This is a genomic window from Brevibacillus nigriterrae (assembly GCF_049846925.1).
In the GTDB taxonomy this organism is placed as follows: Bacteria; Bacillota; Bacilli; order Brevibacillales; family Brevibacillaceae; genus Brevibacillus_H.
In genome coordinates this window covers 1-25,575 of sequence record NZ_JBNCMT010000037.1, presented here as the reverse complement: position 1 = coordinate 25,575, position 25,575 = coordinate 1, and the positions used below count along the sequence as shown (strand labels likewise).

The 25,575-nt window shown below is 44.2% G+C and carries 22 protein-coding genes and 1 pseudogene; 10 read left to right on the top strand and 13 right to left on the bottom strand.

Annotation, left to right across the window (positions count from 1 at the left end; translation table 11 throughout):
- Nucleotides 1-176: 176 nt before the first annotated feature.
- The 6 genes from ACPW7N_RS22005 to ACPW7N_RS21980 all read left to right on the top strand — a co-directional run bounded on the left by ACPW7N_RS22005 (nt 177) and on the right by ACPW7N_RS21980 (nt 7,268).
- Complete coding sequence (locus ACPW7N_RS22005; protein WP_425653470.1) at nt 177-1,589, top strand: SpoIIE family protein phosphatase; 1,413 nt, start codon at nt 177-179, stop codon at nt 1,587-1,589.
- Between the two features lie 28 nt (nt 1,590-1,617).
- Complete coding sequence (locus ACPW7N_RS22000) at nt 1,618-2,055, top strand: ATP-binding protein (RefSeq protein WP_425653469.1); 438 nt, start codon at nt 1,618-1,620, stop codon at nt 2,053-2,055.
- A gap of 46 nt (nt 2,056-2,101) precedes the next feature.
- The gene (locus ACPW7N_RS21995; protein ID WP_425653468.1) at nt 2,102-3,784 is read left to right on the top strand and encodes a methyl-accepting chemotaxis protein; all 1,683 of its coding nucleotides are present in this window, start codon (nt 2,102-2,104) and stop codon (nt 3,782-3,784) included.
- Nucleotides 3,785-3,809: 25 nt separating this feature from the next.
- Nucleotides 3,810-4,115 (top strand): STAS domain-containing protein, encoded by a 306-nt coding sequence (locus tag ACPW7N_RS21990; protein WP_425653467.1) that lies wholly within the window; start codon nt 3,810-3,812, stop codon nt 4,113-4,115.
- A gap of 312 nt (nt 4,116-4,427) precedes the next feature.
- Nucleotides 4,428-5,423 carry a BMP family ABC transporter substrate-binding protein gene (locus tag ACPW7N_RS21985; RefSeq protein ID WP_425653466.1) on the top strand — a complete coding sequence of 332 codons (996 nt, stop codon included), beginning with the start codon at nt 4,428-4,430 and terminating at the stop codon, nt 5,421-5,423.
- Between the two features lie 24 nt (nt 5,424-5,447).
- On the top strand, nt 5,448-7,268 hold the full coding sequence (locus ACPW7N_RS21980; protein WP_425653530.1) for an ATP-binding protein: 1,821 nt from the start codon (nt 5,448-5,450) through the stop codon (nt 7,266-7,268).
- Here the strand turns inward: ACPW7N_RS21980 and ACPW7N_RS21975 are convergent.
- A complete protein-coding gene (locus ACPW7N_RS21975; protein ID WP_425653465.1) occupies nt 7,236-8,048 on the bottom strand; it encodes an alpha/beta hydrolase family protein in 813 nt (270 codons plus the stop codon). The genes ACPW7N_RS21980 and ACPW7N_RS21975 overlap by 33 nt on opposite strands.
- Before the next feature lie 189 nt (nt 8,049-8,237).
- Here ACPW7N_RS21975 and ACPW7N_RS21970 point away from each other — a divergent pair, with 189 nt between their 5' ends.
- Entirely contained in the window at nt 8,238-8,528 is a 291-nt protein-coding gene (locus ACPW7N_RS21970) for a DUF3817 domain-containing protein (protein WP_425653464.1), read from the top strand.
- Between the two features lie 171 nt (nt 8,529-8,699).
- On the opposite strand, the gene ACPW7N_RS21965 is transcribed toward ACPW7N_RS21970, so the two are convergent.
- From ACPW7N_RS21965 to ACPW7N_RS21915, 11 genes and pseudogenes are all read right to left on the bottom strand, one after another.
- Complete coding sequence (locus ACPW7N_RS21965; protein WP_425653463.1) at nt 8,700-9,113, bottom strand: S1 RNA-binding domain-containing protein; 414 nt, start codon at nt 9,111-9,113, stop codon at nt 8,700-8,702.
- Nucleotides 9,114-9,226: 113 nt separating this feature from the next.
- A complete protein-coding gene (locus ACPW7N_RS21960) occupies nt 9,227-10,297 on the bottom strand; it encodes an acetate/propionate family kinase (RefSeq protein WP_425653528.1) in 1,071 nt (356 codons plus the stop codon).
- A 168-nt stretch (nt 10,298-10,465) separates the two neighbouring features.
- Nucleotides 10,466-10,966, bottom strand: a pseudogene (locus ACPW7N_RS21955) (phosphate propanoyltransferase); the annotation flags it as partial.
- A gap of 143 nt (nt 10,967-11,109) precedes the next feature.
- The gene (locus tag ACPW7N_RS21950) at nt 11,110-11,595 is read right to left on the bottom strand and encodes a VanZ family protein (RefSeq protein ID WP_425653462.1); all 486 of its coding nucleotides are present in this window, start codon (nt 11,593-11,595) and stop codon (nt 11,110-11,112) included.
- Between the two features lie 15 nt (nt 11,596-11,610).
- Nucleotides 11,611-12,438, bottom strand: coding sequence for a VanW family protein (locus tag ACPW7N_RS21945; RefSeq protein ID WP_425653461.1), 828 nt, complete (start codon nt 12,436-12,438; stop codon nt 11,611-11,613).
- Nucleotides 12,439-12,494: 56 nt separating this feature from the next.
- Complete coding sequence (locus tag ACPW7N_RS21940; RefSeq protein WP_425653460.1) at nt 12,495-15,713, bottom strand: efflux RND transporter permease subunit; 3,219 nt, start codon at nt 15,711-15,713, stop codon at nt 12,495-12,497.
- Entirely contained in the window at nt 15,710-16,951 is a 1,242-nt protein-coding gene (locus ACPW7N_RS21935; protein ID WP_425653459.1) for an efflux RND transporter periplasmic adaptor subunit, read from the bottom strand. Before ACPW7N_RS21935 ends, ACPW7N_RS21940 begins: the two co-directional genes overlap by 4 nt.
- A 161-nt stretch (nt 16,952-17,112) precedes the next feature.
- On the bottom strand, nt 17,113-18,240 hold the full coding sequence (locus tag ACPW7N_RS21930) for a Ger(x)C family spore germination protein (RefSeq protein WP_425653458.1): 1,128 nt from the start codon (nt 18,238-18,240) through the stop codon (nt 17,113-17,115).
- Nucleotides 18,230-19,342, bottom strand: coding sequence for a GerAB/ArcD/ProY family transporter (locus tag ACPW7N_RS21925; RefSeq protein ID WP_425653457.1), 1,113 nt, complete (start codon nt 19,340-19,342; stop codon nt 18,230-18,232). Before ACPW7N_RS21925 ends, ACPW7N_RS21930 begins: the two co-directional genes overlap by 11 nt.
- Entirely contained in the window at nt 19,339-20,820 is a 1,482-nt protein-coding gene (locus ACPW7N_RS21920) for a spore germination protein (protein WP_425653455.1), read from the bottom strand. Before ACPW7N_RS21920 ends, ACPW7N_RS21925 begins: the two co-directional genes overlap by 4 nt.
- A 147-nt stretch (nt 20,821-20,967) precedes the next feature.
- Nucleotides 20,968-21,747, bottom strand: coding sequence for an HAD family hydrolase (locus ACPW7N_RS21915; RefSeq protein ID WP_425653454.1), 780 nt, complete (start codon nt 21,745-21,747; stop codon nt 20,968-20,970).
- A 235-nt stretch (nt 21,748-21,982) separates the two neighbouring features.
- On the opposite strand from ACPW7N_RS21915, the gene ACPW7N_RS21910 reads away from it, so the two are divergent.
- Genes ACPW7N_RS21910 through ACPW7N_RS21900 form a run of 3 tightly spaced genes read left to right on the top strand, consistent with a single transcriptional unit; the run spans nt 21,983 to nt 24,146 of the window.
- A complete protein-coding gene (locus ACPW7N_RS21910; protein WP_425653453.1) occupies nt 21,983-22,675 on the top strand; it encodes a CoA transferase subunit A in 693 nt (230 codons plus the stop codon).
- A gap of 31 nt (nt 22,676-22,706) precedes the next feature.
- Nucleotides 22,707-23,363 (top strand): CoA transferase subunit B, encoded by a 657-nt coding sequence (locus ACPW7N_RS21905; RefSeq protein ID WP_425653452.1) that lies wholly within the window; start codon nt 22,707-22,709, stop codon nt 23,361-23,363.
- Nucleotides 23,364-23,378: 15 nt separating this feature from the next.
- Nucleotides 23,379-24,146 carry an alpha/beta hydrolase gene (locus ACPW7N_RS21900; protein WP_425653451.1) on the top strand — a complete coding sequence of 256 codons (768 nt, stop codon included), beginning with the start codon at nt 23,379-23,381 and terminating at the stop codon, nt 24,144-24,146.
- Between the two features lie 285 nt (nt 24,147-24,431).
- Here ACPW7N_RS21900 and purU read toward each other — a convergent pair whose 3' ends face one another.
- Nucleotides 24,432-25,331: a formyltetrahydrofolate deformylase gene (purU, locus tag ACPW7N_RS21895; RefSeq protein ID WP_425653450.1), complete on the bottom strand. Its 900-nt coding sequence runs from the start codon at nt 25,329-25,331 to the stop codon at nt 24,432-24,434.
- Nucleotides 25,332-25,575: the final 244 nt, after the last annotated feature.

Below are 25,575 nucleotides of genomic sequence, written 5' to 3'. Positions count from 1 at the left end.
CTCTTTTTTTATGTCCGTCAAAACTTTGTAACAATCTTGTGATATTCGTCCGTTGTATGAAGTTTTTTTCATTTTTTTAGGGAAACTCCTGATTTATTCACGTGGACAAACCCTCTATAATAAGGATGAATACGCTTTCTTTTGCCGTTTGTCTCTTGTTCATAAGGAGGGACACCATGCTGACAGGCGAACAACTTCTCAAAATCTTTGAATCACTTCCTGACCTGACCATTTTTAAGGACATGCAAGGAAGATGGATGTACGCAAATCAAATTGCACTTCAAGTTCTGCAGATAAACGAGAATGATTATCAGGGTAAAACAGCTCAAGAACTGTTTCATGCCGCCCATCCCCATCACCTGGCTATGCTTGCATGTGAAAAAATGGACGAGCAAGTCTGGTTCAACAACACCCCTGTAACGATGGAAATAAAGTTAGTCCATTCAAATGGGCAGGACCGGGTGTATGAACTGATAAAAATACCTGTCTTGGCTGATGAGACAACTCATAAAGGGTTGGTGGTGATCGGAAGAGACATTACAGAAAAGCAAAATGCTGACGATAAACTTCGCTTGGCTGCTAAGGCATTTGAGAATGTTGGAGATGGCGTAGTAATAACCAATCTGGACGGAACGATCGAATTTGTAAACCCGGCTTTCACTGCTGTGACCGGTTACCGAAGTGAAGAAGTTCTGGGGAAAAATCCACGGCTGCTCAAGTCTGGACGTCACGGTCCCCTCTTTTATCAATCCATGTGGGATTCCATCATTTTGGATGGTCGTTGGCAAGGAGAGATTTGGAACCATCGGAAAGACGGACAATCCTATCTTGAATGGCTCACAATAACGGCAATCAAGAATGAACAAGGACAAACCATCCACTATTTAGCTACATTCCGCGATATTTCTGAACAGGAAAACGTGCGAAAAGAAGCGATCCTTGCCGGAAGAGTACAGCGCCAGCTTCTTCCCTCCGACTATCAAGGAAAGAAGGTATCCATACGAACTGTTTACAAGCCCTATTTATATGTGAGTGGTGACTTGTTCGACTATTTTTGGATCACCCCGGATACGCACTTGTTCGGTTACGTTATTGATGTCATGGGACATGGAATATCCACAGCACTGCAAACCTCTGTCTTGCGAGTGTTGATTCATCAAGCAGCTACGATGAATCTCCCCTTGGATGAAAAATTGAAGTGGATAAACAAAGAAACCAATCGTTTTTTTGTCGACGATACTTTTGCCGCAGTCATTTGTTTTGAGTTTGATTTTACCCGAAAAAAGCTGGTCTACTGTTCAGCAGGGATCAACTTCTTCCTTCGTGGCAAACACCATTATTCGGAAGTAATCAAATCGTTTGGTACTTATGTGGGACTCTTTGAAGACGTGGATTTTGTTCGATATGAAATTCCGTTCGAATCAGGTGATTGTTTCTGCTTCCTTACTGATGGGGTTTTCGATTTACCAACCTATGAATTGCAAGAATTCCTAACAAAAGAAATGTTTACCTTTGAGAAAATTCGGGAATACATCCTCAGTAAAAAACGACTAGATGATGCTTCTCTCATCTCCTTTCAGATTGAGTAGAAGATTTCGATAGGGTGATAACAAATTTATGGAAGAGATTACGTTGTCATTTCATGGTATGGAAGATTTGCCCCACATTCGCTGTTCTGTTTCCAAGTTTTTGCATAAAAACGTACAAACTGACTATCTTCTCATGGAGTTGGCGATTATCGAAGCTCTCAACAATGCGGTTCAGCACGGAAATAAAAACTGCTCTCACAGCTTCATGCAAATTCGAATGAGACTCTCTCGGAAGAATACGCTTTTTATTCGTATCAAAGATCATGGAGACGGCTTTCCGGGTAATTTCCTGCTTAAAAAACTGAGAGAATCTTCTATAGATCCCTACGAGGAAATATTGTTTAACGAGTCCGGCAGGGGATTATTATTAATGAATTCGGTTACCGATTGTCTTTTCTATAATCAACATGGAAATGAAGTGTTATTGATAAAACGATTTACTGCCAAGAAAAGCACCTGTCATTAATAGCTTGCATCAGTAATCGAATTTTTCTTTATTGGAGGTTCCTTCGATGAAACTTACATTAAAACTGATTATCTCTTATGTCTCGATTGTGCTTATTATTATGGGCTTAGGCTTATATGCTACGTTTGCCATTTCGAGCGTGAATGAAAATGGTGTACATATGTATGATTCACAATTGGTGCCAGTCACCCGTCTTGCAGAAATCAGTAAAATGGCTGAAAACACCCGTGTGAATATGCTCACTGCGATTTTGTTCAAGGATAAGGCAGCAGTGGACAAGGCGGAACAAAACCTGACGAGAATCGATGCTTTAAACAAAGGATACTCTTCGCTCGATATCCCACCTGCCGAAAAGGAAATCCTTGATTCCTATTTGAAAAACTGGAATGAATTCAGCGGAATCGTAACAAACAATATCAGACTGGTACGCTCCGACCAGTTCGAAGAGGCTGCCGCAGGCGTCAAGAAAGGGAAAGCACCTTTTACGCTGGCAAGTGAGGACCTGACCAAGTTGATTGCTTTAAAAACTCAAGAAGCCAAAAAAGTACTGGAAACCAATAATCAATCCTTTGACCTCACCCGGATGGTTCTGCTCTTGATAATCGGATTGTCTGGTATCGTTGCAATCACCATTGGTGTCATCGTTGGCAAAGTCATAACGACGCCGATCCGAAAAATTGCCCATCAAGCAAGTGAAATTGCATCTGGTGATTTGACTGGCTCCACAATTGATATCAAGAGTAAGGACGAATTAGGAGAATTGGCGCAATCATTCAACTCGATGGTTAGCAGCTTGAATCAGATTGTCACCAATGTAAGGAATGCGACTGATGAGTTGGCCGAAACCTCACAAGAGATGGCGGCTTCTACGCAAGAAGTAACATCCGCAGTAGAAGAAATCGCCAAGAGCACACAGCAGGTTGCAAGGGAATCGGAGAACGGCAGCCAGGCGATATTGGATGCGTCTACTGTCTTGCTGGAATTGTCCTCCCTCATCCAGATTGCCAAAGGAAAAGCGACTTCTGCAGCTTCCTCTTCCGCTCACACACTGGATACTGCATCGGAAGGAAAAGAAGTCGTTCAACATACGATCCACTTGATGGATAACATTAAAGACAAGACAAAAGAGACCGAACAATTAATGAACACCCTCCAACAATATACACAAGAAATCGGCTCCATCACCGACACGATTACGCAAATTGCCCAGCAGACGAACCTCTTGGCTTTGAATGCGGCAATTGAAGCTGCACGCGCAGGTGAAGCTGGCAAAGGTTTCGCTGTGGTTGCTGATGAAGTCAGAAAGCTTGCTGAGCAATCCAATGAAGGTGCCCATCAGGTTGCCGATATTTTGAGCAAGATTCAAAACAGCACAGCAAATGCTTCGCAAGCAACCAAAGAAACCGGTAAAGCTGTAGATGAAGGTATGGGTGTTGTAAACAAGGCTGGCGATGCGTTACAAAAAATTCTTATAGCTGTCAAAGATACCGTTACCGATGTAGAAGGAATTGTTGCTGTGACTGACGAAGAAGTGGCAAGTTCAGAAAGAATCGTTAGTCTTATTAATTCGATTGCGACCATCATCGAGAATATGGCGGCCAACGCTGAGGAAGTTTCTGCTTCTACACAACAAACTTCTGCTTCAATGGATACGATTAATACGGGTGCAGAAATTACGAATGATATGGCTCTCAATCTGAAAAACGTGGTCGAGCGCTTCAAAACGTAATATGACCGTAAAGGAGAATTAATTAATGCTTTATCAAATTAAAGCATCTCAGGATCAGGTGAATGTTGTCCTTTCCGGGAAAGTCTATGTCGAAGAGTCTACTGTGCTCCGCGAAGAACTGCTTCGCTACATTCAGGATGGCTACAAGCATTACGTCATCGATGTCCGAAACCTTGAATTTATCGACAGTTCCGGTTTAGGTGTTTTGGTAGCTGTTCAGAAGCGTGCCTTGATGAATGGCGGCGGAATTACCATTGCAGGTCTGAGTGGTAGTGTGAAGGAAATTTTTGAATTGACTCGACTAACAAGAATCTTTACGATTCAACCGTAGTGTATAGGAAACCATAATCTGTCCATACTATTATCATCGAGCTCGGTGGTAGCTTAGATCTACACGCAAGTACCTTTTAGGAGGCGATGTGTCGTGGATGATTTTAAGCATCACCCCAAGTCGAATGGTAAACCGTCTCTTTGATAGCATGATCTATCCCAGGAGGTAGATGCGCCTTCAATGTTTAACGGATTTACCCCATGACACTGAGCTCGATATGTAACCGTCTCCCCTTGGAGGCGGTTCTTTGTTTTTTCTGTTTCTCTCACCTGTCCAATTCATTATAATACGAATAGATAGGGAGGAAGCTCAATGTATTTTCGTGGTCGATCGTTGTCCATCGTAACAATTATACTGATTGGATGCATTCTCTTCGGTTTACTGACATTTCAATTAGTGATGAATCTTAATCGACTAGATCAAGAAGCAATGGCATATAAGCCTTACTTGCGTATTGCATTGCTGCTCGAAGGCCCGACGTACGATCAGGGCTGGAATAGTTCTGCTTTTAGCAGTTTACAAAATTTACAAGATAAGTATGATTTCACCTTGGAAGTTGCCGATAATTTGAAGGCTGATCAAATTCAAAGCTCTGCTACCTCTTTTGCCAGAGAAGGATTTGATTTGGTTCTTGGACATGGAATCATTTTCTCCAAACCCTTTAACCTGATGGCGCCCCACTTTCCCAATACCCGCTTTGTAACGTTGAATGGCGAAGCCGTCTCCCGGAATCAAACTGCCATTCAGTACGATATGAAGCCTGCCGGTTTTCTCACAGGAAAACTGGCTGCATTGATGAGTAAATCTCATAAAATAGGCTATATCGTCGTTGATCAACCTACCGAATTCAGACAGATTGAAGGATATAGGCAAGGGGCAAAGAAAGCATACGCTGATACAGAAATTGTGGTAAAGAAAGTTCCCGATTTCAATGACAAAGCCAATGCGATTCTTGCCGCCAAAGAGTTAATTGATGAAGGTGTGGATGTCATTTACACAACTGGAGACAGTATCAATCTGGATGTCATCATGGAAGCACAGAAGGCAAATATCTATGCAATCGGCTACATTGCAGATCAGCGATACATCGCTCCTAACCATGTGTTAGCTTGTCTGATTCAAGATGTAAGACAAGTTTATACAACCATACTCGAACAATATTTAGGAGGCAATTTACCTTCCGGGGTGGTAACATATGGCTTGCAAGAGGGAGTCAATCGATTAAGTCCTTTTGGTCCGATGGTTCCCAAAGAAGTACAAAATGATATTATGAAAGAACTGCAGCAGCTTTTACAGGAAAAGAAATAACTGCATTCTCTGGAGGCTAGTATGATGCTGCCCTTCCGTAAAATGGGCTTTCAAAAAAAGATGATTCTAAGCTATATGGTAATGACCTTATTAATTGGTTCTGTCGCTTTACTTTTTAGCTATCAAATGACGAGAGTTACCTCAGAAGAAACGCATCTGACACAATCCATTCTGCCTCAGATGAGCGCCCTTCTTGAGGTGAAAAACCAGCTTTATTCCAAAACCTATTCTTTAAAAATGTACACGCTAACCAAGAACACCTCTTACCTGGAGCAATATTCCAAACAGTTTGTATCTCGCAATCGATTCTCTGCAATTGAAAAAGATATATTTAAAGAGAAACATAAGTTAAAAGACTTGCTCTCAACCATTCAATTGATGAGCGAGCTTGATTTCATTTTTCTCAATCAAATTGACCCCTTGTTGCAGGCAAACAATCTTTCTGCGATCAATTACGTGCTGGCACATGATGTAGAACCACGTATTCAACAATTGGAAAATCAATTGACCTTGTCATTACGGCAACTTGAGAAACAGTCACATGATGAATTTATTTTAGCGACAAACAGATTGCGTGTTTCCTTGTTGATTACCTATTCCGTTTCTGTCTTGGCCATTCTCTTTGGTATCTTTTGTTCTTATTACTTCCGAAAAGAGTTACTCAGACCGATTCAGTCTCTGATTCGCCAAGTGCGTGAAGTTTCGAAAGGTACCTTCGGACAACAAATATCCTATAGCACGCAAGACGATTTCTCTGAACTCGCCAAAGAGATTAACAAAATGTCCTCCAACATTGCCGATCTGTTCGCAAGAGGTCAGGAACAAAATCGCATTCTTGAAGCAGAAAAACTCATCCGGGAGCAAATCCTCAACTCGCTTCCTGTAGGTGTCATCACCAAGCATCACCCTACCTCAGAGGTTCACATGAACCTAAAGGCAGAAGAGCTTGTGGTACTGGACGGCAATTCCTTTCCGATCTCACCAACCAGTTGGGAACTGGAAACACCTTGGTTTGAAAATCAGCAAAAGCCGCTATACAACAGAGAGGGAGACATTTTTACCGCATTGATCTCCTATGTACCGTTACTGGACCAGCATCGGGAAGAAATGGGCTGGATGGTTGTGTTGTCGGATATAACTGAACAAATTAAAGTACAGGAATATATGCATCAATCGGAAAAATTATCGCTTGTTGGCCAGTTGGCAGCAGGTGCAGCACACGAGATCCGAAATCCGCTTACAGTCATTTACGGATTCATGCAACTGCTTATGCAGGCATTTTCTCGTGAGGATCGGGACAAGTATCATTTGCCGCTCATCCTGCAAGAAATCGAGCGAGTGAACAAGATTGTTACGGAGTTGCTGCTCCTATCGAAGCCATCGAGTCCAAATTATCGAGAAGTGCTGCTGGATGATTTGTTGGCTTCTATCCTCCCTCTGATGAAGGGGGAAGCCAGCCTGCACAACATCGAAATCATCGAAGCATACGACCCAACGATTGTGTTGCACGCAGATGTTGAGCAAATGAAGCAGGTGTTGTTAAACCTCATGAAAAACAGCCTGGAAGCTATGCCACATGGAGGAATTTTGACAATACACTCTGATCAGGATGAAGAGAGGGTGTACATCTGTGTAGAAGATACTGGTGAAGGAATTCCTTGTGAGTATGTTACGAGGATTTTTGATCCCTTCTTCTCTTTGAAGGAAGAAGGGACAGGTCTTGGTCTTCCTATTTCTATGCGAATGGTCAAAAACCATGGAGGTACACTGACGATTGACAGCAAACCAGGAATCGGGACCAAAATTACGATCTCACTTCCGAAGGAGCCTGTTCGGAACCTCTAACCATTCAAACATGGCACGTGTATACTCTCCGATTTGTTCAGAATCAAACAAATGGCTAGCTCCCTGAGCTAGCCATAATTCATATGGCTTGGAATGCTGCTCCAGTTCTCGTGCCAACTGGTGGGCATGCTCTACTCCGACATTCAAATCCTCTGTACCATGGATAATCAGCACGGGACAGGTGATGTCTTTCACACGGTGTACCGGAGACCGCTGCAAATACGCCTCTCGATTTTTTTCTGGATGACCAACCACTCGTCTTAGCATCTTGCGCATGTCTGTTCTTTCCTGAAAGGTACGTTCCAGATCTACTACCCCGCTCCAGATCACAACCGAGTGAAATCCTTCTCGCTCGATGGCGGCCAAGAGTGCCATTATGGCACCTCTTGAAAAACCGTATAGGCTGATTCGGTCATGTTGGATCACGTTCATTTCTTTTAACAGGTCATAAGCAGCAAATACATCGTATCGATCATTCCCGCCAAATTCATCCCTGCCTTCTCCCCCTTCATTTCCTCTGTAATGAGGCGCCAGCACAGCGTAACCAAAGGAGGCCAATTGGGCGATCCGCTCCTTTTTTACCTTCCCGATTTGTTTCATTCCACCCCGACAGTATAACAAGGCGGGAAACGGTCCTTCTCCATCAGGAAGAGCAAGCAGTGCTTTTACTTTCAATCCCTGACTGCGATAGGTAATCGTGAAGAGTTCCACACCTGCAACAGGAGATTCTTCTTTCCCGCAAGCAAGCAGCAAAGAACTATCTACTAGTACCTTCTCCATTCACTCAACACCCTCTGCTCACTTTCTTTCCAAAGCTTAGTATGTCGTTTACCTTCATCCTTCAGCAACCAGGAGAGTCAAAAATGAAAAATATATGAATAAAACACTATTATCATGATGTTTAAGTTATTTTGTTTTATAATAACACTTATCACCTATCACGACGAACAATTTACAGGAGGTATTGCTGTGTTACAAACACCACTCGGGCGCTTGCGTGCCATCGGACTCATTGAAGGTATCTCATTTCTGCTTCTCCTGGGAATTGCCATGCCTTTAAAGTACTTTGCTGATATTCCCCAGGTCGTCACTGTTGTAGGTGGCTTGCATGGCTTGCTGTTCGTCCTCTATCTTTTAGCGGTTGCACACGTGACGTATGCACTTCGTTGGTCATTTTTGCGAGTAGCTGGTGCCTTGGTTGCTTCTGTCATTCCATTTGGCAACTTCGTATTGGACCTCCAATTACGCAAAGAAGTGTAAGAAAACCCACCCGACACAAGAAGATAGCTGGCAGTCGACTAAACGCAACATCCGTGTTGCATCGTCGACACTTGCACGTCCTGAGCGTCGTCGGGCGGGGCCCTCAACTTATAAACTCTTAAATACGCAAAAAGAAGAGGAACGCATTGTTCCTCTTCTTGTCATTTACGCTTAGTAACCGCGTTTGTTTTGCTTTTTATTGATTGTTGCGAGGTTCTCTTCGCTATGTTTAAGCCATTTTTTGAGTTTATCTTCGAAGGAGCCTGCATTTTCGCCGCGTTTATTACCACGATCGCCACCGCGGTTACCACCGCCGCCGCGACGTTCTTCTCTTACCTCGCGCTCTGGTGCTGGCAATGCTGCACGAACGGAAAGCGAGATCTTGCCCGCATCATCGATCGAGAGCACTTTCACTTTTACAGTGGCTCCTACGGAAAAGTGATCGTTAATATCTTTTACGAACCCATTTGCTACTTGGGAAATATGAACCAAGCCTTGCTCGGTTTCATTCACGGCTACGAACATCCCAAATGGTTTAATCGCCGTCACTTTTCCTTCAATGATGCTTCCCACTTCAACTGCCATTAAGTTTACACTCCTTTTACCTTTTCACAAAAGTGTCGAGATCCTCAGTAAGGGGCTCATTCTTTAAGTATAGCAGAGAGTACAAGCCTCTGAAAAGTCCAATCTAACGTTGATTATGCGTTTACTACCACAGGAGCATCCAAATACAACTGATATGCGTCTGTAGCCATAATCAACTCTTCGTTGGTTGGGATAACCATCACTTTAATCGGAGAGTATGGGCTGCTGATGAAGCCTTCTCCTTTTATCGTGCGGTTTGCTTCCTGATCAAGAATGACACCTGCGAACTCCAGACCGCTGCACACCAATTGACGCACTTCCGGGCTGTTTTCGCCAACACCTGCTGTAAATATAATACCGTCAACACCGTTCAAACGTGCAAGATACAAGCCGATAAACGAGTGAAGCTTGGTTGTGAACATTTCAATCGCCAACTGGCAACGCAGGTCGCCTTCGTTTGCACATTTCATTACATCACGCAGATCGCTGGATACACCAGAAATTCCCAGAAGACCACTCTTCTTGTTCAGAATGTCCATCGCTCCTGCTGTATCGGTTTGCTCGATTTCCTCAATATAAGGAATGATACCTGGGTCGATGTTACCGCTTCGTGTACCCATTGTGAGACCTGCCAACGGCGTCATGCCCATGGATGTATCAAGAGATTCTCCGTAACGGATTGCAGCGATGCTTGCCCCACTGCCGATATGGCAACTGATGAGGCGAAGTTTGTCCTTCGGCATTTCCATAATTTGCTCTGCACGCTGCATTACATAGCGGTGTGAGCTGCCGTGGAAGCCGTATTTGCGGATGCCGTATTTTTCATAGTACTCATATGGCAAAGCATACAGGTAAGAAGATGGCGGCATTGTTTGGTGGAACGCTGTATCGAATACGGCTACGTGTGTCGCATTTGGGCAAAGCTTTTGTGCAAGCTGAATGCCTTGCAGGTTGATCGGGTTATGAAGTGGTGCAAAACGAGAGAGACGATCAATCGTGTTCAATACTTTTTCATCAATGATTACAGATGACTTGAACTCTTCTCCACCATGAACAACACGGTGAGAAACAAGGGAAATGTCATATCCGGACAGCTTTTCAAATACAGAAGTAATCGCTGCTTCGTATTGATCACGTTTGATCTCTTGCAGGTAGTCAGAGAGAATCAGTTTTTTCGTTGGCATTTCATACAGCTTATATTTAACGGAAGAGCTTCCGCAGTTCAATACAAGTACAAGTTGTTTTTCACGTTTACGCAAATCAAGATAATCTTCATCTTGTTTTTCTGGTACGATTACTTCTACTTCTTGTCCATTCTTGAGTCCGGCAGCGTTGGCTTCATCCGTATCAATATGGAATTCAAGGCGGAAATCTTTATTTACACGGCAAAGTACGTTCTCCAGAATAAGGGAACGTGCACCTTCAACAGATACAGAAACAAGTTGTTTATCCGCAACGCCAAAACGTTTGGCATCTTCCAGAGAAAAGTGAATGTGGCGGATGGCGAGGATGCAACCTTCATCAAGGGTAACTTCGCCTTTTGGTCCTACAATCGTAATGGAAGAACTGCCTTTGATATCGCCTGAATCGCGAATCGGCGGATCTACACCAAGCAAATAGCTGTCCGTACGGGAAATTTCTACCTGGGTGTTTTTACGTACAGGACCCAAGATTCTTACGTTGCTGATTTTCCCTTTCGCTCCAACGAGGGTTACTGTTTCTTCTGCAGCGTATTGACCATATTGCTTCAATTCTTTTAGTTTACGAAGTTGATATCCTGCTCCAAACAGTGCTTCTACATGTTCTTGTGACAGGTGGATATGGCGGTTGGAAACCCCAACAGGTACTTTCATGCTGTCTTCACGTCCATTTCTCGATCATTTTATAATCGAATAATATTTAGCTAATATGATTGACCGTACAAGATTTTATCACTAAGAGACGTTACATGAAATGAAAAACCTGTGATCATTCTGTGAAAATTATTAATACGCTTTCATCGCCTAAAAACACGTAAAACTGTGATTAAAATCATTGCGAAAACCAATCCAGATACATCTAAAATCACGTCCGTAATCATTGCTGTCCGGTTCGGTGTAAAGGACTGATGCCACTCATCAGAAATCGCCACCAAGGTACCGATCCATCCAGTCCACGCAATCGCCTCTCTCGGTTTGGTCCAATAGCGAAACAAACGATAAAACAGGATACCAAAAAAGGTAAACGTAAGAAAGTGGGTTCCTTTTCGAATAAAAAATTCAACAAATCCATCGGCTCCCGACTCTTCTACACTAATTTCCTTCTTTCCGTAATTAAAATGGATGCCTCCTAATTTATCCTGTACTTGATTCATATTAATATACTTTCGGATCGTTCCCCGCAGGTCTTGTTTCTCGTACGGCTGGGATGATGCAATGAAAATGCCTGCCAGAAAACATAGTAATAACAATACATCCATGATGATCCTTCTGTTATTCTTCAACGTACCTACCACCTGCTACTTTCCGCTGTATCCATTCGCCGTTTCCCATTTAGGCAACATCGGCTCGTACATCATAATAGCATGATTTTCAGTGACAAACTCATCATCAATGAGATTATCCTGCAAATCACTGATTCTGCGATGCAAAGTATTATGACGCATATACCCTCCCCACCACTCATGCGTGATCCAGTGCGCTTTTTCATAAACCTCATAATTCCTGGTCTTTGGCACAACAGAGCGCCACTCGCCAATCAGCTCTGTCTCCGTCAGATAAACAGTTAGTTGAACTGGTTGGCTGGTTGGATTTACGATTTGCAGATCAAGGTAATTGTAAAAGCAGGTGGCACCACTCCCAAAAGGCAGCTTGCGGTTCGAGTCAGGAAACACATCATAGCTGTGACGGTAGCGTTCGGTAACCTGTAGAGACGTATGCAGAGTCATCCAGTAGATCAGGTTCGACAATTGGCACAAGCCCCCACCTACCCCTGGCGTTACTTGACCGTGGGAAAGCAGCATCCCTTCCACGTACCCCCTTCTTTTGGTAGGCTTCCCGATCAGCTTCCAATAGGAGAATATCTCATCTGGATGGATGACGATCCCGTTGAGTTGCTGCACGGCCAAATGAAGATTCGTAATCTTGTTGATCTGCATCCACATATCTACATTGGCCAGTTTACGCAATAACGGTGTCGCATGGTGAAACAGAACATGTGGAAAAGGCTTGCTGTTGCGTTCTTTTGCAAACCTTTGGCGGCCAAATGTCCATGTCAAATATCTTCTAGTTCGGTAATACATCACACCTGCTGCCATCCGCAACCGACTTCTTTTCTTTGGTTTCATATTCACCTCCATAAGTAGAAAAACGCCAGCATACCGAAATGCCAGCGCTCCTCTATTTACTCCGTCATTTTGTTTAATGGCAAGAAATCCTCTGGTGACAAGCTTGTTGCGTGTTTTTTGTTTCCTGTTTCTTTTTGCTGGGACGACTCTTGATAGGTCAGTTTGTTTGCTTTTTCCGTTCGTTTCAACGCACGTGCATCACGCCGCTTGATCTGTCCGTTCACCCACCAGTTTTTCACCTGTTGCTGCAACAGATCGGCATTACGAACAGATTGGTGAAGCGAGCTTTGCGCCATCGGCGGATACAATCCTGGCAGCAGACCGATGAGAATCCACCCTGACAGCAGCAACCCAAAAGAGAATGTAGCGGCAAAAGGAGCATGGAAGTCTTCCTGTGTTCCCCATCCCAATGCAAGTGGTATGGAAGCTATCAGACCCGTTACCAGCACGGCTCCAATCAACGGGAGACTCAATCGAACTGCTTTTTCGCTTTCCATTTGATTGATGAGCAAATATCCTTGCTGCAGCATCAGACCGACAGCACCAATTAATCCATACATACTCGTCATCGATAAGGGGCGATCAATTATCAAGAGACCCAACACACTGGAAGCGGCGAAGAGCGGCAGTGTCAGCAACAGGGTCAGAGCTGGGGTAACTCTGCGTAAACCTACTGCACTTACTCCCAAGCAGAACAATACGGTAATGCAACTAATGAGAACACGGGTCGTCACATCTTTTTCTTCTGCTTTTTCTTTCTCCTGTTTGCGCACATCTTCTCCCGTCAATATCGAATAGCCTGTTGGTGTCGTGAAAAACTTCTTAATCCGTGGAAGTGCTGCGTAGATCTGCTCGGCAGATGTAAACTCCGTATCTACCACACCCGTTATCTTGATCAGATACATGCCGTCCTCACGGTTGTATTCTTCCGCAGAAGGTGTCAGCTCCCAGCTAACCAAATCCTTGAATGGCACAACGCCACGTAGGGTATGGATCAGCAGGTTATTGATCTGATCCGGGTGCTGCATAGCTTGATCAGGGAACTTGGCAACGATTTGTGTGTCCTTATCATTCCAACGGACAGTACCAATATTGTGCTCTCCAAGGTAGCTTTGCAATTGATCCTTGATCGCAGCTTCGCTTACCTCATAGCGAGCCAGCACATCCGTACGAGGGAGGAAGTTGAGTTGTTTCAGTTTCCCCTCATAACTTGTTTTCACTTGTGTAACGAACGGGTCTTGGTACGGCATACGAGTCAAGATAGGGTATCTGGCTACTCGATAGGCTAATTGATCTGCCAATGTTTTCGTTGTTGCAAGAGAGGTGCCTTTAACCGTGAATTCTACGATTTCATCATCCTCATCACCACCAGCCAGATCATATGTCTTGATCCCCGGTACGTTCAACAGGAGATTTTTCAATTCTTTATCAAATTGCCCCTTGCTTCTCGTCCGATCATAACGGTCCACCATTTTTATCTGGAGCTGGATTTCATCCTTGGAGACAGCTGCAATCAGATCAATTACTTCCGGGAAGGTGCGAAGCTTCTCCTCTATGAACTTCTCTGCTTTGAATGCATCTTCCACCTTGCTTCCTTCTACCATCTCCAAGCTCAGTGACATCTGATTTTGTTCCAACTGGGTAAAAGGTTGAGTAATGACAAACGGTTTACAGAAAACCACAATTAAAACCGTACTCACAAGAGAGATCCCTAATGGCATATAGCGCAGATCGCGAATTCTTCTCCACATTTCCGCAAAGTAGTTCGATAGCTTTCCTGACGGTTGGGCGGCCTTCTCCGCTTTCACCGGACGCAGCCACATATGCGTAAGTGAAGGAATGATAAAACCGTACACGACGACCAGACCAATCGCTCCCCAAATGAAGCTGGGGATAGCGAGATAAAAAATGGCTTTGTCGGCTGTCTTGATAAAATCGGTATACAAAAACGGGCTCATCAAGAGCATCAGGCTAATGAAGGCAATGCTAATCGGAATCAAAGCCTGTTTGGTTGAGTGACCAATCGATGTCTCATTCCATTCTTCGATCCTACGGTACCGATGAAACAACGATAAACCGGCTCCATTCATCAGGATCGCAACAATGCTGATTAGCCCGATGGTTTGAGTATGAAGACCGTAATCAAAGAGCCATAACCCTGCCAGCATCCAGGCAATCCCCGTCACGAGACCAACGGCTGCAATAACACTTGCCAACGCCTGCCGCATCCAAAGGCCAATTATGACGATAGAGAAAAGTGCAAGGATGCCCATAAAGAGACTCATATCTTGCAAATTGTTATGCAAAACAGTAGACGGATTCTCAAATTGGGTAAGTTGAAAACGTCCGTTTGCATGCTCATTAATTTCGTTCACTGCCTCATCCAGGCGATTTTGCGCGGCGATCATTTGCCCAATTTCTTGCCCATATACACGAATGCCGATAAAAGGCTCGCTCTTGTACAGGGACAATTGCTCAGACTGACTTCCCCGCAGATCACGGATGTCTGCCAATCTTTTAAGAGAGATGTATCCTTTATTCGTTGCAATGGGCAACTTGCCGATTTCCTCTGGATTAGCCGGTTGCGTTACCCATTGGATATACGCCTTGTCACTTCCCTCTCCGATTTCACCGATCTGGCTTGCCTTTCCCAGTCCACGAAGTTGATCCGTGACGTCCGTTGGTGTAAGGCCGTATGTTTGCAACATGGAAGGGCGAAATTGGATTTCCAACTTGCTTTCTACGCTCTCAGATTCGATTTCTACTTTGGACACACCTGATAGTTGAGCAAGCTGGCTTTTTACCTGAAATTCTGCAATCTCACTTAGCGTAGCAAGGTCTGCTCCATGCAGGAGATAATAGCCTAATTCAGACGTTTGCAAGTTATCCTGACGAAGCTGTACATTGGCAGGGTCCACAGGAAGCTGTCTGGAAGCTGTCTCAATCTTTTTTTCCAGTCTTTCTTTCCAAGCAGTGAGGTCGTTAACTTTCCCCTTAATCGTGATCACAGAAGAGCCGGCACGAGAAACAGAAGTCAGCTTCTCGATCCCTCCCACTTGGCGTACGGCTTCTTCTAATGGTTGTGTGATCTGGTTATTCACATCAAAGGCAAGCATACCCGGTGCTGCTGTGCGAATCTGAAAGCTTGGCAATGGCTGATCAGGAAACACGGAAATGTTCATCTTCAGACTGGCCGTTACCCCTGTAATCAGAAGTAAGATGATAAAGAGCATCGTAAGGCGTTTGCGCATGTGTGAATCGATCCATTTTCTCATTCGGCAAGCACCTGCACCGATTCGCCATCAATCACGTAGGAAATACCAGCCTTGATGACTTCCTCATTCATAGTAAGCCCGTCAACAATCTCATAGTATTCGCCAAACAGACCACCCACGGTTACGGGAGTCTTTCTAACCGTAGTTCCATCTACTTTCATTACATAATGTGATTCTGCTGAAATACCGACACTTGTGATCGGAACCAACAGCGCTTGCGGTTTTTGAATCTCGTATTGGCAAACGATCGTCATGCCCGCTTTCCAATCCGGAACTTCTCCTTGCACGGAAACTTCAACGGGATACGTTCCCGTTTTTTCATCCAAAGCCGCCGATACATACGTAACCTCACCGTCCACCTGTTTGCCGTTCGAGGTGGAGAGCTTTACTTTCATTCCTTTGCGCCATATATCGTTTTGTTCACTTTCCACTTGCAACTTGACCAGCCATTTGGAAGCATCGATCAGCTTGATCACTTCCTGACCGCCACCAACCTGTTCGGCATCCTGAAAACTGACAGTCGTCACGACACCTGAAAAAGGAGCAATCAGTTGCGCATCTTTCATATCTTGCTTGGCACGAAGCAAATCGGCAGCAGCCTGCTTCACATTGGCATCAGCTTCCTCAATATCAGCCTTGTCCGTGGATCTGGTTAGCTTCTCAAGCTCTACTTGCTCGTCCTGCACATCCAGTAAGGCCTGTTTGTACTCAAAGGAGAGACGATCAAGCTCATCCTTGGAGATGGCACCATTGTCAAACAGCCGTTTTCCCTGCTCGTAATCATTGGTTGCCTTTTTCAAAGACTGTTTGGCTTTTTCAATTGCCAGTTTTTGCTGGGCAATCTCTTGCGAAGTGGCTCCTTGCAAGGTTTGGTTCCTCCTTGCGTTGGCTTGTTCAACCGCTCCTTGGGCTGCTGCGATTTGTTGTTCCCAGACAGATGTATCGAGGGTTGCCAGAACCGTGCCCGCCTTGACGAAGCTTCCCTTTTGCACATGGATTTTGGCAATTTTGCCAGAGGTACCAAACGAAAGCGACAATTCCTTGGAAGGTGTCGCGGTACCATAGATCTGCTGAACTAGCGGCTGTGCATTCGGTTCCACCTTATAAACTTCAACTGTTTTCGCTTTGATTACGCTTTCTTTTTCTCTCTCTTTTAATTTTTCAATGTCCGCCTCTAGTTTTTCACAACCACTCAAAATAAGCAGGGTGGTCATTAGGACTGCTATCATTTTTTTCATTATTATCGATCCCCCATAACTTCATTGCCTTCTTAATGAGTGGAATTTTTAGAATTGATAAAATATATTTTACATTGCTCCAAACGATCTTGAATACTTCTTTTTTCTAAAGAATTATTAAGAGAAATAAGAAGAAGCCCGTTTAATCGGACCTCTCCTCATTATTGGGTCAATCCCCTTCCAATTATTTCAACCTGTACAGGGACATGTACTTCAGCATTAGCGAATGTTTCGGGCCAGCGATCCTGAACCTTTTTCCAAATCGGATAATGATATGCCCTAACATACTTTCCCATTTCGAACGGATCAGTCTTAACCATTTGACATTTCCGTATCACATGCAACATTTGCGTCTGTATCGTATCTGCAATCATCTTCTCCAGTTGCTTTTTTTGCTTTTCAATATCGATCGGGAATACAACCTCTGACAGGGCAATCTGCAAGGAAAGCGGGATCGTAAACACAAAGCGCCCATTGCGATAATCTGTCTTCACTTGACGAGAAGCATTCTTTACAAGAAAACTGACCCTTTTATTCACCAGCATCTTGTTTTTCTCTTGATCGGGATTACTTCCTACTGGAATGGTAAGCGATACTTGCTTGGTCTCTTTTGCTTGTAAAAGATGAAACAGGAGACTTTCCTTTACGTTAAGAGAGGTTCGATGTTTGGCATGTTTGTCCAGAATAGCGATCCCTTTTACCATGACTTCCTTCTCTTTCTTTATTTCGGCGATAGAAGCTGTCATTCCCTTGTCATACATTTGACGATGAAAATCCTGAATGGTGGTTGGGACAGTTAATCCTTTCTCATAATTTGATTCCACAAGCAAAGACAAGTATTGGGAAAGCCGCGACAATTCACTAGCCTCAGAGACAACAATCGACTCTATTGGCCCGTCTACAGCTACGATTCGAGACGTAACCGTCAGTTTGGCATCACGATATATCGCATCAAACAGGGGAAACCAATTACCATGTTCCAGTAATTTCTTGCCTAGTAAGACAACTTGTACTTTACCGCCAATCGTATAACCCGGTGTCATCGCATCAAAAGATTGCCTTGACTCTCGCACCGTATTTCCTTTTGCACTGAATACACTTGTCCTTTTCTTTGCCTCCCGATTAAATACCGGGCTCGTACTGTAAACGATTAAATTGTTTTGATTGTCAAGATCAATACCAAGCACCAACGTCATGCGTGCATTTTCCAGATTGATCTGATCGTAACATCCCGCCTGGGTCAGGGCGAGAAGAATACATAGAAGGATCAACTTCAGCCTATGATTCATACGTTTTATTACCTCCTGTAAAAAGACGATGCAACTGAAGATAAATCCACATACAAACAGGAAAAACATAGGCTGCTATGATGCCAATATGACCTGAAATGCTTTCGATCGATTTCAACTGTGTAAAAGTTGGCGTCCAAAAAAACGTCAGTATTAGCAACCCTAGAAAAAAGAGAAAGAGAATCACTTGTTCTCTACCCTTCTTAAACAAGCTACTTAAACTGTATGCTCCTAAATAACTGTACGGCAACCACACTGCTGAAACAATGAGCAAATAAAAAGATAAAAAGATAATATCCAAACGTTCAATAAAAGCCAATTCAGTTACCTTAAATAAACTGATTGTAGGCCAAGTATACGTCTGTATTTCATCGGGGCTGAAATATCCAAAACAAACGACTGTGGTAACGAGATAAATGACCAAGGATATGAGATTTGCAATGGTCATCCCCAAAACAGCTGAAGATTTTTTCCGCAAGTACGGATAAAAGAAGAATGCGGTCTCAAACCCGAGAAACGAGAAAATGGTTGTCTTTATTGCAGCTAATACAGGACCGGCACCTTCTTTTAAGATAGGTAATAAATAGAGGTACTCAAACTTCCCCAATGGAATAATCACAGCAAATGGCATCCATAAAAATAGCACAAAAATAACCACAGCATATTTTCCCAATACACGAACTCCGTGACGTGCGATCATGAAGCCTGGTAACAAAAACAGCAATATTACCAAGTAGCTTGGAGTTTGCGAAAGGAGTGACACCCGAATGATACCATTTACATATAACAGAATGGTCAACCCAGACCAGGCATAGTAGATGACAAAAAAAAGTGTCAGTACCTTTCTCATCCATCGTCCAAAGTAAATCTGAAAAATTTCAGTGATATCTAACCCAGAATGGCGTTCCATGATCTGAATGATCAATATGCTCACGAGAATCGAAACTATGCCCCCTATTATGACTGCCATCCACCCATCAGTGCCGCTAATCTGAGCAACATCTCGTGGCAAACTAAGCACTCCGATACCTACCTGAGCTCCATGGATTAACATTATATATTGAAGTAAACTGATACTATTTTGTTTCAGATGGTTATTCAACTTTTTTCACCTACCGAACCATCATTATCTCGTCTTTTCATTTGTTTCGGCTTCGTGCTTGATGGTCTTGACTTCATAAGCCAAAGCGGCAAACGGATGATTGTATCTTTCAAATCACTAAGATGAATCGTATCAATCGGATCATCATAAGAGACACCAAAGGAACGCAATGTAATTACATGGCCGATAAAAGCCATCAATCCTACCATGATACCTACAATCCCGAACATGGAAGCAAGCAGCATCATCGGAAACCGAATGAATCGTACCGCTGATGCCATGTCATAGTTCGGAATAATAAAGGAAGCAATTGCTGTGAACGCCACGACAATCACCATGATATTGCTTACAATTCCTGCTTGTACTGCTGCTTGTCCAATGACGATACCACCCACAATTCCAACTGTTTGCCCGATTGGGGCTGGCAAACGGATCCCCGCCTCTCTCAGCATTTCCAGAGTAAGCTCCATTAGCAATGCTTCTACTAGTGGAGGGAATGGTACCTTCTCCCTGGTTTCGCCAATTGACAATATCAATTTGATCGGAATTACTTCGTAGTTATAGGAAAGCAGTGCAATGTAAAACGCTGGTAAAAATATAGCGATAAACAACCCTGCAAATCGCAGGATTCTCAGAAAAGAAGCAACTAGCCACCTTGTACCGTAATCATCTGGACTTTGTAAAAAAGAGAGAAACGTTGTGGGACCAATTAATACACCTGGAGAGCGATCAACAATGATAGCAACTCTCCCTTGCAGTAGCTGAGAAGCTGTAGAATCGGGTCTCTCCGTAATAATAAATTGCGGGAAAGGAGAAAACGGGTGGTCCTCAATCAACTCTCCTAATGCACCTGTGCTGAGTACCGTATCAATATCCAGTCGATCCAACCTTTCGTTGATCTCCTGTAAAAATTCGCTGTTCGTCAAATCAGCAATGTACAAGATATACAATAGAACTTCTCCCCGTCTCCCCAACCGATATGTCTTGATTTTCAGCTCACGATTGGGAATCAATCGACGGATTAAGGCAAGATTCTTTCCGGCTGTCTCCAGGAACCCTTGATGGCTTCCTTTTAGAGACGGTTCGATTTGCGGATCTTCCAATGATCTCTCTGGCCATTCCCGGGTCTCCAGAACATATGCGATCTCCATACCGTCAACAAATAACAAGGTATTTCCACTTAGAATGGAAATTTCCACTACTGCCCAACTATCCGTTTCGGTTACTCCTGCTATTGTGATTTCATCAGGAGATACCGCCTGCTTATCGAGAAGTGGCTTGATGATATGCTGCTGTATATCATTTTTACTGACGAGTCCACAAAAATAGATCAAGACTGCTTTGGTGCCGGTTGCACCGATCGTCAACGAACGGATAACCAAATCCGGGGAATGATCAAACATATCCTGTACGATCAATACATTTTGAAACAATTCAGCAAAGATAGTTTCAGCTTCTTTATTTTCATGTGTTTTCATGTCATGCATCATCCTGCCAATCAGTTGTTCCTATTGGTAGGTTTTTCTGTTACACGGCTCCTTATTCGATGTAACTTTCTTTTTCACACAAAACTGCCTTAACCGTTTTTTACACATAAAAAAAAGGACCGATTTCATCGGTCCTAATCAGCTTTTCACCATTGCCGCAACAGCATCAGCAACAGAATCCACAACGTGTCTTGCTTTTTTACGAATTTCTTCAGGGCTATGAGCCATCGCGAAACTGTGTGGCGTGAACTCAAACATAGAAAGATCATTGAATGCATCTCCCACACAAGCTACCTCAGCAGGTTTCATCCCAATCTCTTGCAGCAATACGCCGAGCCCTGCTCCTTTGGATGTCCCTGGCGGCATCAGGTCGAGGCAATCCTTGTCCGAGATAAACGAATCCATCCCATTCGGAAAACGGGTCTCAACCTCTTTTTGAAGCTTCTTGAGCTTGTCAAGGTCACCGAAGAAGCTCAGTTTGCAAGGTGAAAACTCTTTTGTAAGCCTGTCGAGTATGTCCGGCTGTTCAATAAACGGCGCAAACATGCGATTCTCAACAAGACGGGACTCCGCGGTTTTCTGTGGGATATAGATCGACTGGTCAATACAGACCAAGCTTACGAATTGATACTCCAGAGCAATCTGGAACAGCTCTTTAGCAACTTCCACATCAAAGGTAGTGGATTGAAGCAGCTTTCCCTCTTTGGTATAGACATAGGCGCCATTTTGACTGATCCGATGATAGACTCCGCCGATTTCTTCCATTACATAAATCAATTCCTGGTCCATCCGTCCAGAAGCAAGGCAAATCTCGATTCCTTCTGATGCTACCTGTTGAAGAGCCAAGCGGTCACGTTGTGTTACTTTTTTGCCCGAATCAAGCAGTGTGCCATCCAAATCTGTTACGAACAATTTCATCCAGCAAATACCTCTCTCCAACTTTTTGCCGCTAATTTTACGCCTTTTGGCGAATATACACAACCTTGCAATTCATTTGTAACCGCTTTCTTTTACTATATTGGGAAAGGAAATTTTCTTTTCGCCTGTTCAATGGTTTGTTACAATCAATTTAGAATTGGTAGCACAAACAAATACAGATCAGGTAAAGTCAGGAAATCAACAAAAAATAAGTATAAACGTGGGAGTGAACTTCATGGCAAAAATCTATACCTCTTATTCGGAAATTGTTGCCGATATCCATGATGGAGCAACCCTTTTGGTGGGCGGCTTCGGCTTGGTTGGTATTCCCGAGAATCTCATTATCGCTCTGCGTGATAAGGGAGTCAAAAATCTCACAGTCGTATCGAACAACTGTGGCGTTGATGACTGGGGACTTGGACTTCTCCTTCGCGAAAAGCAAATCAAGAAAATGGTCTCTTCCTACGTTGGTGAAAACAAAGAATTTGAGCGTCAGTTTTTATCTGGCGAACTGGAAGTAGAGCTTACCCCGCAAGGAACACTTGCCGAACGCATCCGTGCGGGCGGTGCTGGAATCCCTGCTTTCTACACTCCGGCTGGCGTAGGTACACCGATTGCAGAAGGTCGTGAAACCCGCACTTTTCATGGGAAAGAGTATCTGTTGGAATCAGGTATAACTGGCGATTTTGCATTGGTGAAAGCTTGGAAGGCTGACAAGATGGGCAATCTCATCTTCCGCAAAACCGCTCGTAACTTCAACCCAATGATGGCAACCGCAGGTAAAGTAACGATTGTCGAGGTAGAAGAAATCGTAGAAGTCGGCGAATTGGATCCAGACCACATTCATACTCCAAGTGTTTATGTACAGCGATTGATTCAAGCCCCTTCGTTTGAGAAACGAATAGAGCGGCTGACCACTCGCAAATAGCAAAAACCTTACATTAGGAGGAAACGATCCCATGACACTTACTCGTGAACAAGTAGCGATGCGAGCAGCGCAAGAAATAGAAGATGGTTTTTATGTCAATCTGGGGATTGGAATGCCGACACTAGTCGCCAACTATATTCCAGAAGGGAAAACCGTGGTTTTGCAATCCGAAAACGGGTTGCTCGGGATTGGACCATATCCTGCCGAGTCAGAAGTCGATCCTGACCTGATTAACGCAGGAAAAGAGACCGTGACTGCTATTCCGGGCGCTTCCTACTTCTCCAGCGCTGAGTCATTTGCCATGATTCGTGGCGGACATATCGATTTGGCAATTCTCGGAGCAATGGAAGTATCGGCTAATGGAGATTTGGCAAACTGGATGATTCCAGGCAAAATGGTAAAAGGCATGGGCGGAGCGATGGACCTCGTCCACGGTGCCAAAAAGATTGTCGTCATCATGGAGCACGTCAATAAGCATGGTGAATCCAAAATTCTCAACGAGTGCACTCTTCCCCTAACCGGCAAACAGGTTATTAACCGGATCATTACCGATCGTGCTGTCCTCGACGTAACACCAGAAGGACTCGTGCTGAGCGAAGTAGCAGAAGGCTATACGGTAGAAGATATTCAGGCGTGTACACAACCGACACTCATTATTTCCGACACGTTAAAAACTATCTCCTTCTAGAATCTGGTATACTATATGAAAATGAAAAGACCAACACCGCTTGTTCAAGCGATTTGTTGGTCTTTTCTACCGTTGGCTGAAGGGGCTGAATTGAAAATTATGACGCAGATGGGCTGTCTGGTTATACATGGATTTGCAGGTGATGTACATGAAGTTCTGCCACTGGCGCAAGCATTGCGTGAGCAGGGATATATCGTAGAATGTCCTACTCTTGAAGGCCACGGCATGGGTCGCAGACACCTCGGAAAAAGTCACCGCAGCAGTTGGGTTCGGTCCGCTCGCGAAGCGTACAAACGCCTGCAAATGCGCACGGACGAAATCATTGTGATCGGCTTCTCGATGGGAGGTTTGCTCGCCTTTCACATTGCGAGCACGTACCCGGTGAAGCAACTCGTTACGATCAATACTCCCTATTATTATTGGGACATCCAACAAGTCTGGCGCAACCTGAGAGAAGACTATCGACCACACGCCCGAAGATATGTGAACAGTTTATTCAAGATCCCGTTCCGCAGCATGCTGCAATTCCGCCTGCTGTTGGCAGAAACCAAACAAATTCTTCCGAAAATTACTTGCCCTTACTTCATCCTGCAAGGGCAGCTTGATGATACGGTGAAAGCAATCAGTGCCGAACATCTACGACAAAACGTTGGAACAGCCGATGTGCAAATTTCGTACTTCCCCCACTCCGATCATTTGCTGCTAAAGGGCCCGGAGGCGGGACAGGCGATCGAGCTGATTGTAGAGAAGCTGTCCAAGCTTCCACGCTCGACACTAATCTAAGTCCATTGCCTATTACAGTAAAGAAGGATCAATTACTTTATCACTGTAAAGTAATTGATCCTTCTTCCATTTGCGGAGCCAGCTAGAAAAATGCTTGTCCACTCCAAAGCGACTTTGGCTGCGCCTACCCAGATTTTCCTAAATCGTCAGGGAAGAACGTGGGCAACCAGCGGAACATAAGAGGCCGCAACGTGTTTGACCACTTCCTGACGATTAGGAAAGTCGGACAGTTAATTCTCCTGTGCAAGCTGCCAGGGAGACCTGGATTGGACAACGTTTTTCTAGTTATGGAAACACGACGGTTTTGTTGTTATATACAAGGACACGATCCTCCACATGCCAGGTAACCGCACGGGCAAGGACTGTTCGTTCCACTTGTCTACCGATTTGCTTTAGCTCTTCTACATCATTTCGGTGAGTAACACGCTGTACTCCCTGTTCGATAATGGGACCTGCATCCAGCTCTTCTGTCACATAGTGTGCTGTCGCACCGATCAGCTTGACTCCCCGATTGTATGCCTGCTCATACGGTTTGGCTCCCACAAAGGCAGGCAGGAACGAATGGTGGATGTTGATGATTTGATTCGGATAATCGACCAGGAAGCGAGGCGACAGAATCTGCATGTATCTGGCAAGGACGATTAAGTCAACTTGTCCCGAAATGACCTCCAGTTGCTGTTTCTCTGCCTCCGCTTTGTTTTCTTTGGTTACAGGGATATGGTAGTACGGGATATCGAATGACTCCACTGTTGACCTCATGTCTTCATGATTGCTCACTACTGCTGCGATGTCTGCGTAAAGTGCTCCCGAATTGTATTGCCAAAGAAGCTCCAGCAGACAATGATCTTCCTTGGAAACGAAGATTGCCATTCGTTTGCGTCTATTGGCTTCGACGATTCTCCAATCCATTTGGAACTGATTGGCAATTGGTAAAAACTTTTCTCGCAAGCTTCCACAGCAGTTTGCCAAATCAGGTATGTCAAATTCGATTCTCATGAAAAAACGGCCGCCCTCAGGGTCCGTCGAATATTGATCGGACTGAGCGATATTGGCCCCATGTTCGTATAAAAAGCGAGTGATCGCAGCAACTATCCCCGGTTGATCGGGACAAGCGACCAGCATGCGTGCACGGTCTTTATGTTTTTGTTGGTGCATTTCCCATTCTTGATTGATAAAGCGTTGCATCGTATTCTCCTCCACAAACTCCTAATATTTTTGACAGTATAGCACGTCAGCCCATGCCCTCCAAATGATTCCTTCCATAGTGTACATAAGCTTCTAGTAAGCCCTTTCATGTCCGTTTCAGATGGATGGAGCTGTGAACGAATATCGGATTGGAAGCAAGAAAAGACTTCGTCCCTTTACGCTCTGTGGAAGTTCGCAAAGAAGATCATACAGTCCGCTCTTTCTCTACGAAAGGGAATCGCCA

Coding starts and splice junctions, on each gene's coding strand:
- ACPW7N_RS22005 (WP_425653470.1), top strand. CDS start 177: ATGCTGACAGGCGAACAACTTCTCAAAATCTTTGAATCACTTCCTGAC.
- ACPW7N_RS22000 (WP_425653469.1), top strand. CDS start 1,618: ATGGAAGAGATTACGTTGTCATTTCATGGTATGGAAGATTTGCCCCAC.
- ACPW7N_RS21995 (WP_425653468.1), top strand. CDS start 2,102: ATGAAACTTACATTAAAACTGATTATCTCTTATGTCTCGATTGTGCTT.
- ACPW7N_RS21990 (WP_425653467.1), top strand. CDS start 3,810: ATGCTTTATCAAATTAAAGCATCTCAGGATCAGGTGAATGTTGTCCTT.
- ACPW7N_RS21985 (WP_425653466.1), top strand. CDS start 4,428: ATGTATTTTCGTGGTCGATCGTTGTCCATCGTAACAATTATACTGATT.
- ACPW7N_RS21980 (WP_425653530.1), top strand. CDS start 5,448: ATGCTGCCCTTCCGTAAAATGGGCTTTCAAAAAAAGATGATTCTAAGC.
- ACPW7N_RS21975 (WP_425653465.1), bottom strand. CDS start 8,048: ATGGAGAAGGTACTAGTAGATAGTTCTTTGCTGCTTGCTTGCGGGAAA.
- ACPW7N_RS21965 (WP_425653463.1), bottom strand. CDS start 9,113: ATGGCAGTTGAAGTGGGAAGCATCATTGAAGGAAAAGTGACGGCGATT.
- ACPW7N_RS21960 (WP_425653528.1), bottom strand. CDS start 10,297: ATGCCAACGAAAAAACTGATTCTCTCTGACTACCTGCAAGAGATCAAA.
- ACPW7N_RS21945 (WP_425653461.1), bottom strand. CDS start 12,438: ATGAAACCAAAGAAAAGAAGTCGGTTGCGGATGGCAGCAGGTGTGATG.
- ACPW7N_RS21940 (WP_425653460.1), bottom strand. CDS start 15,713: ATGAGAAAATGGATCGATTCACACATGCGCAAACGCCTTACGATGCTC.
- ACPW7N_RS21935 (WP_425653459.1), bottom strand. CDS start 16,951: ATGAAAAAAATGATAGCAGTCCTAATGACCACCCTGCTTATTTTGAGT.
- ACPW7N_RS21930 (WP_425653458.1), bottom strand. CDS start 18,240: ATGAATCATAGGCTGAAGTTGATCCTTCTATGTATTCTTCTCGCCCTG.
- ACPW7N_RS21920 (WP_425653455.1), bottom strand. CDS start 20,820: ATGAAAACACATGAAAATAAAGAAGCTGAAACTATCTTTGCTGAATTG.
- ACPW7N_RS21915 (WP_425653454.1), bottom strand. CDS start 21,747: ATGAAATTGTTCGTAACAGATTTGGATGGCACACTGCTTGATTCGGGC.
- ACPW7N_RS21910 (WP_425653453.1), top strand. CDS start 21,983: ATGGCAAAAATCTATACCTCTTATTCGGAAATTGTTGCCGATATCCAT.
- ACPW7N_RS21905 (WP_425653452.1), top strand. CDS start 22,707: ATGACACTTACTCGTGAACAAGTAGCGATGCGAGCAGCGCAAGAAATA.
- ACPW7N_RS21900 (WP_425653451.1), top strand. CDS start 23,379: ATGAAAATGAAAAGACCAACACCGCTTGTTCAAGCGATTTGTTGGTCT.
- purU (WP_425653450.1), bottom strand. CDS start 25,331: ATGCAACGCTTTATCAATCAAGAATGGGAAATGCACCAACAAAAACAT.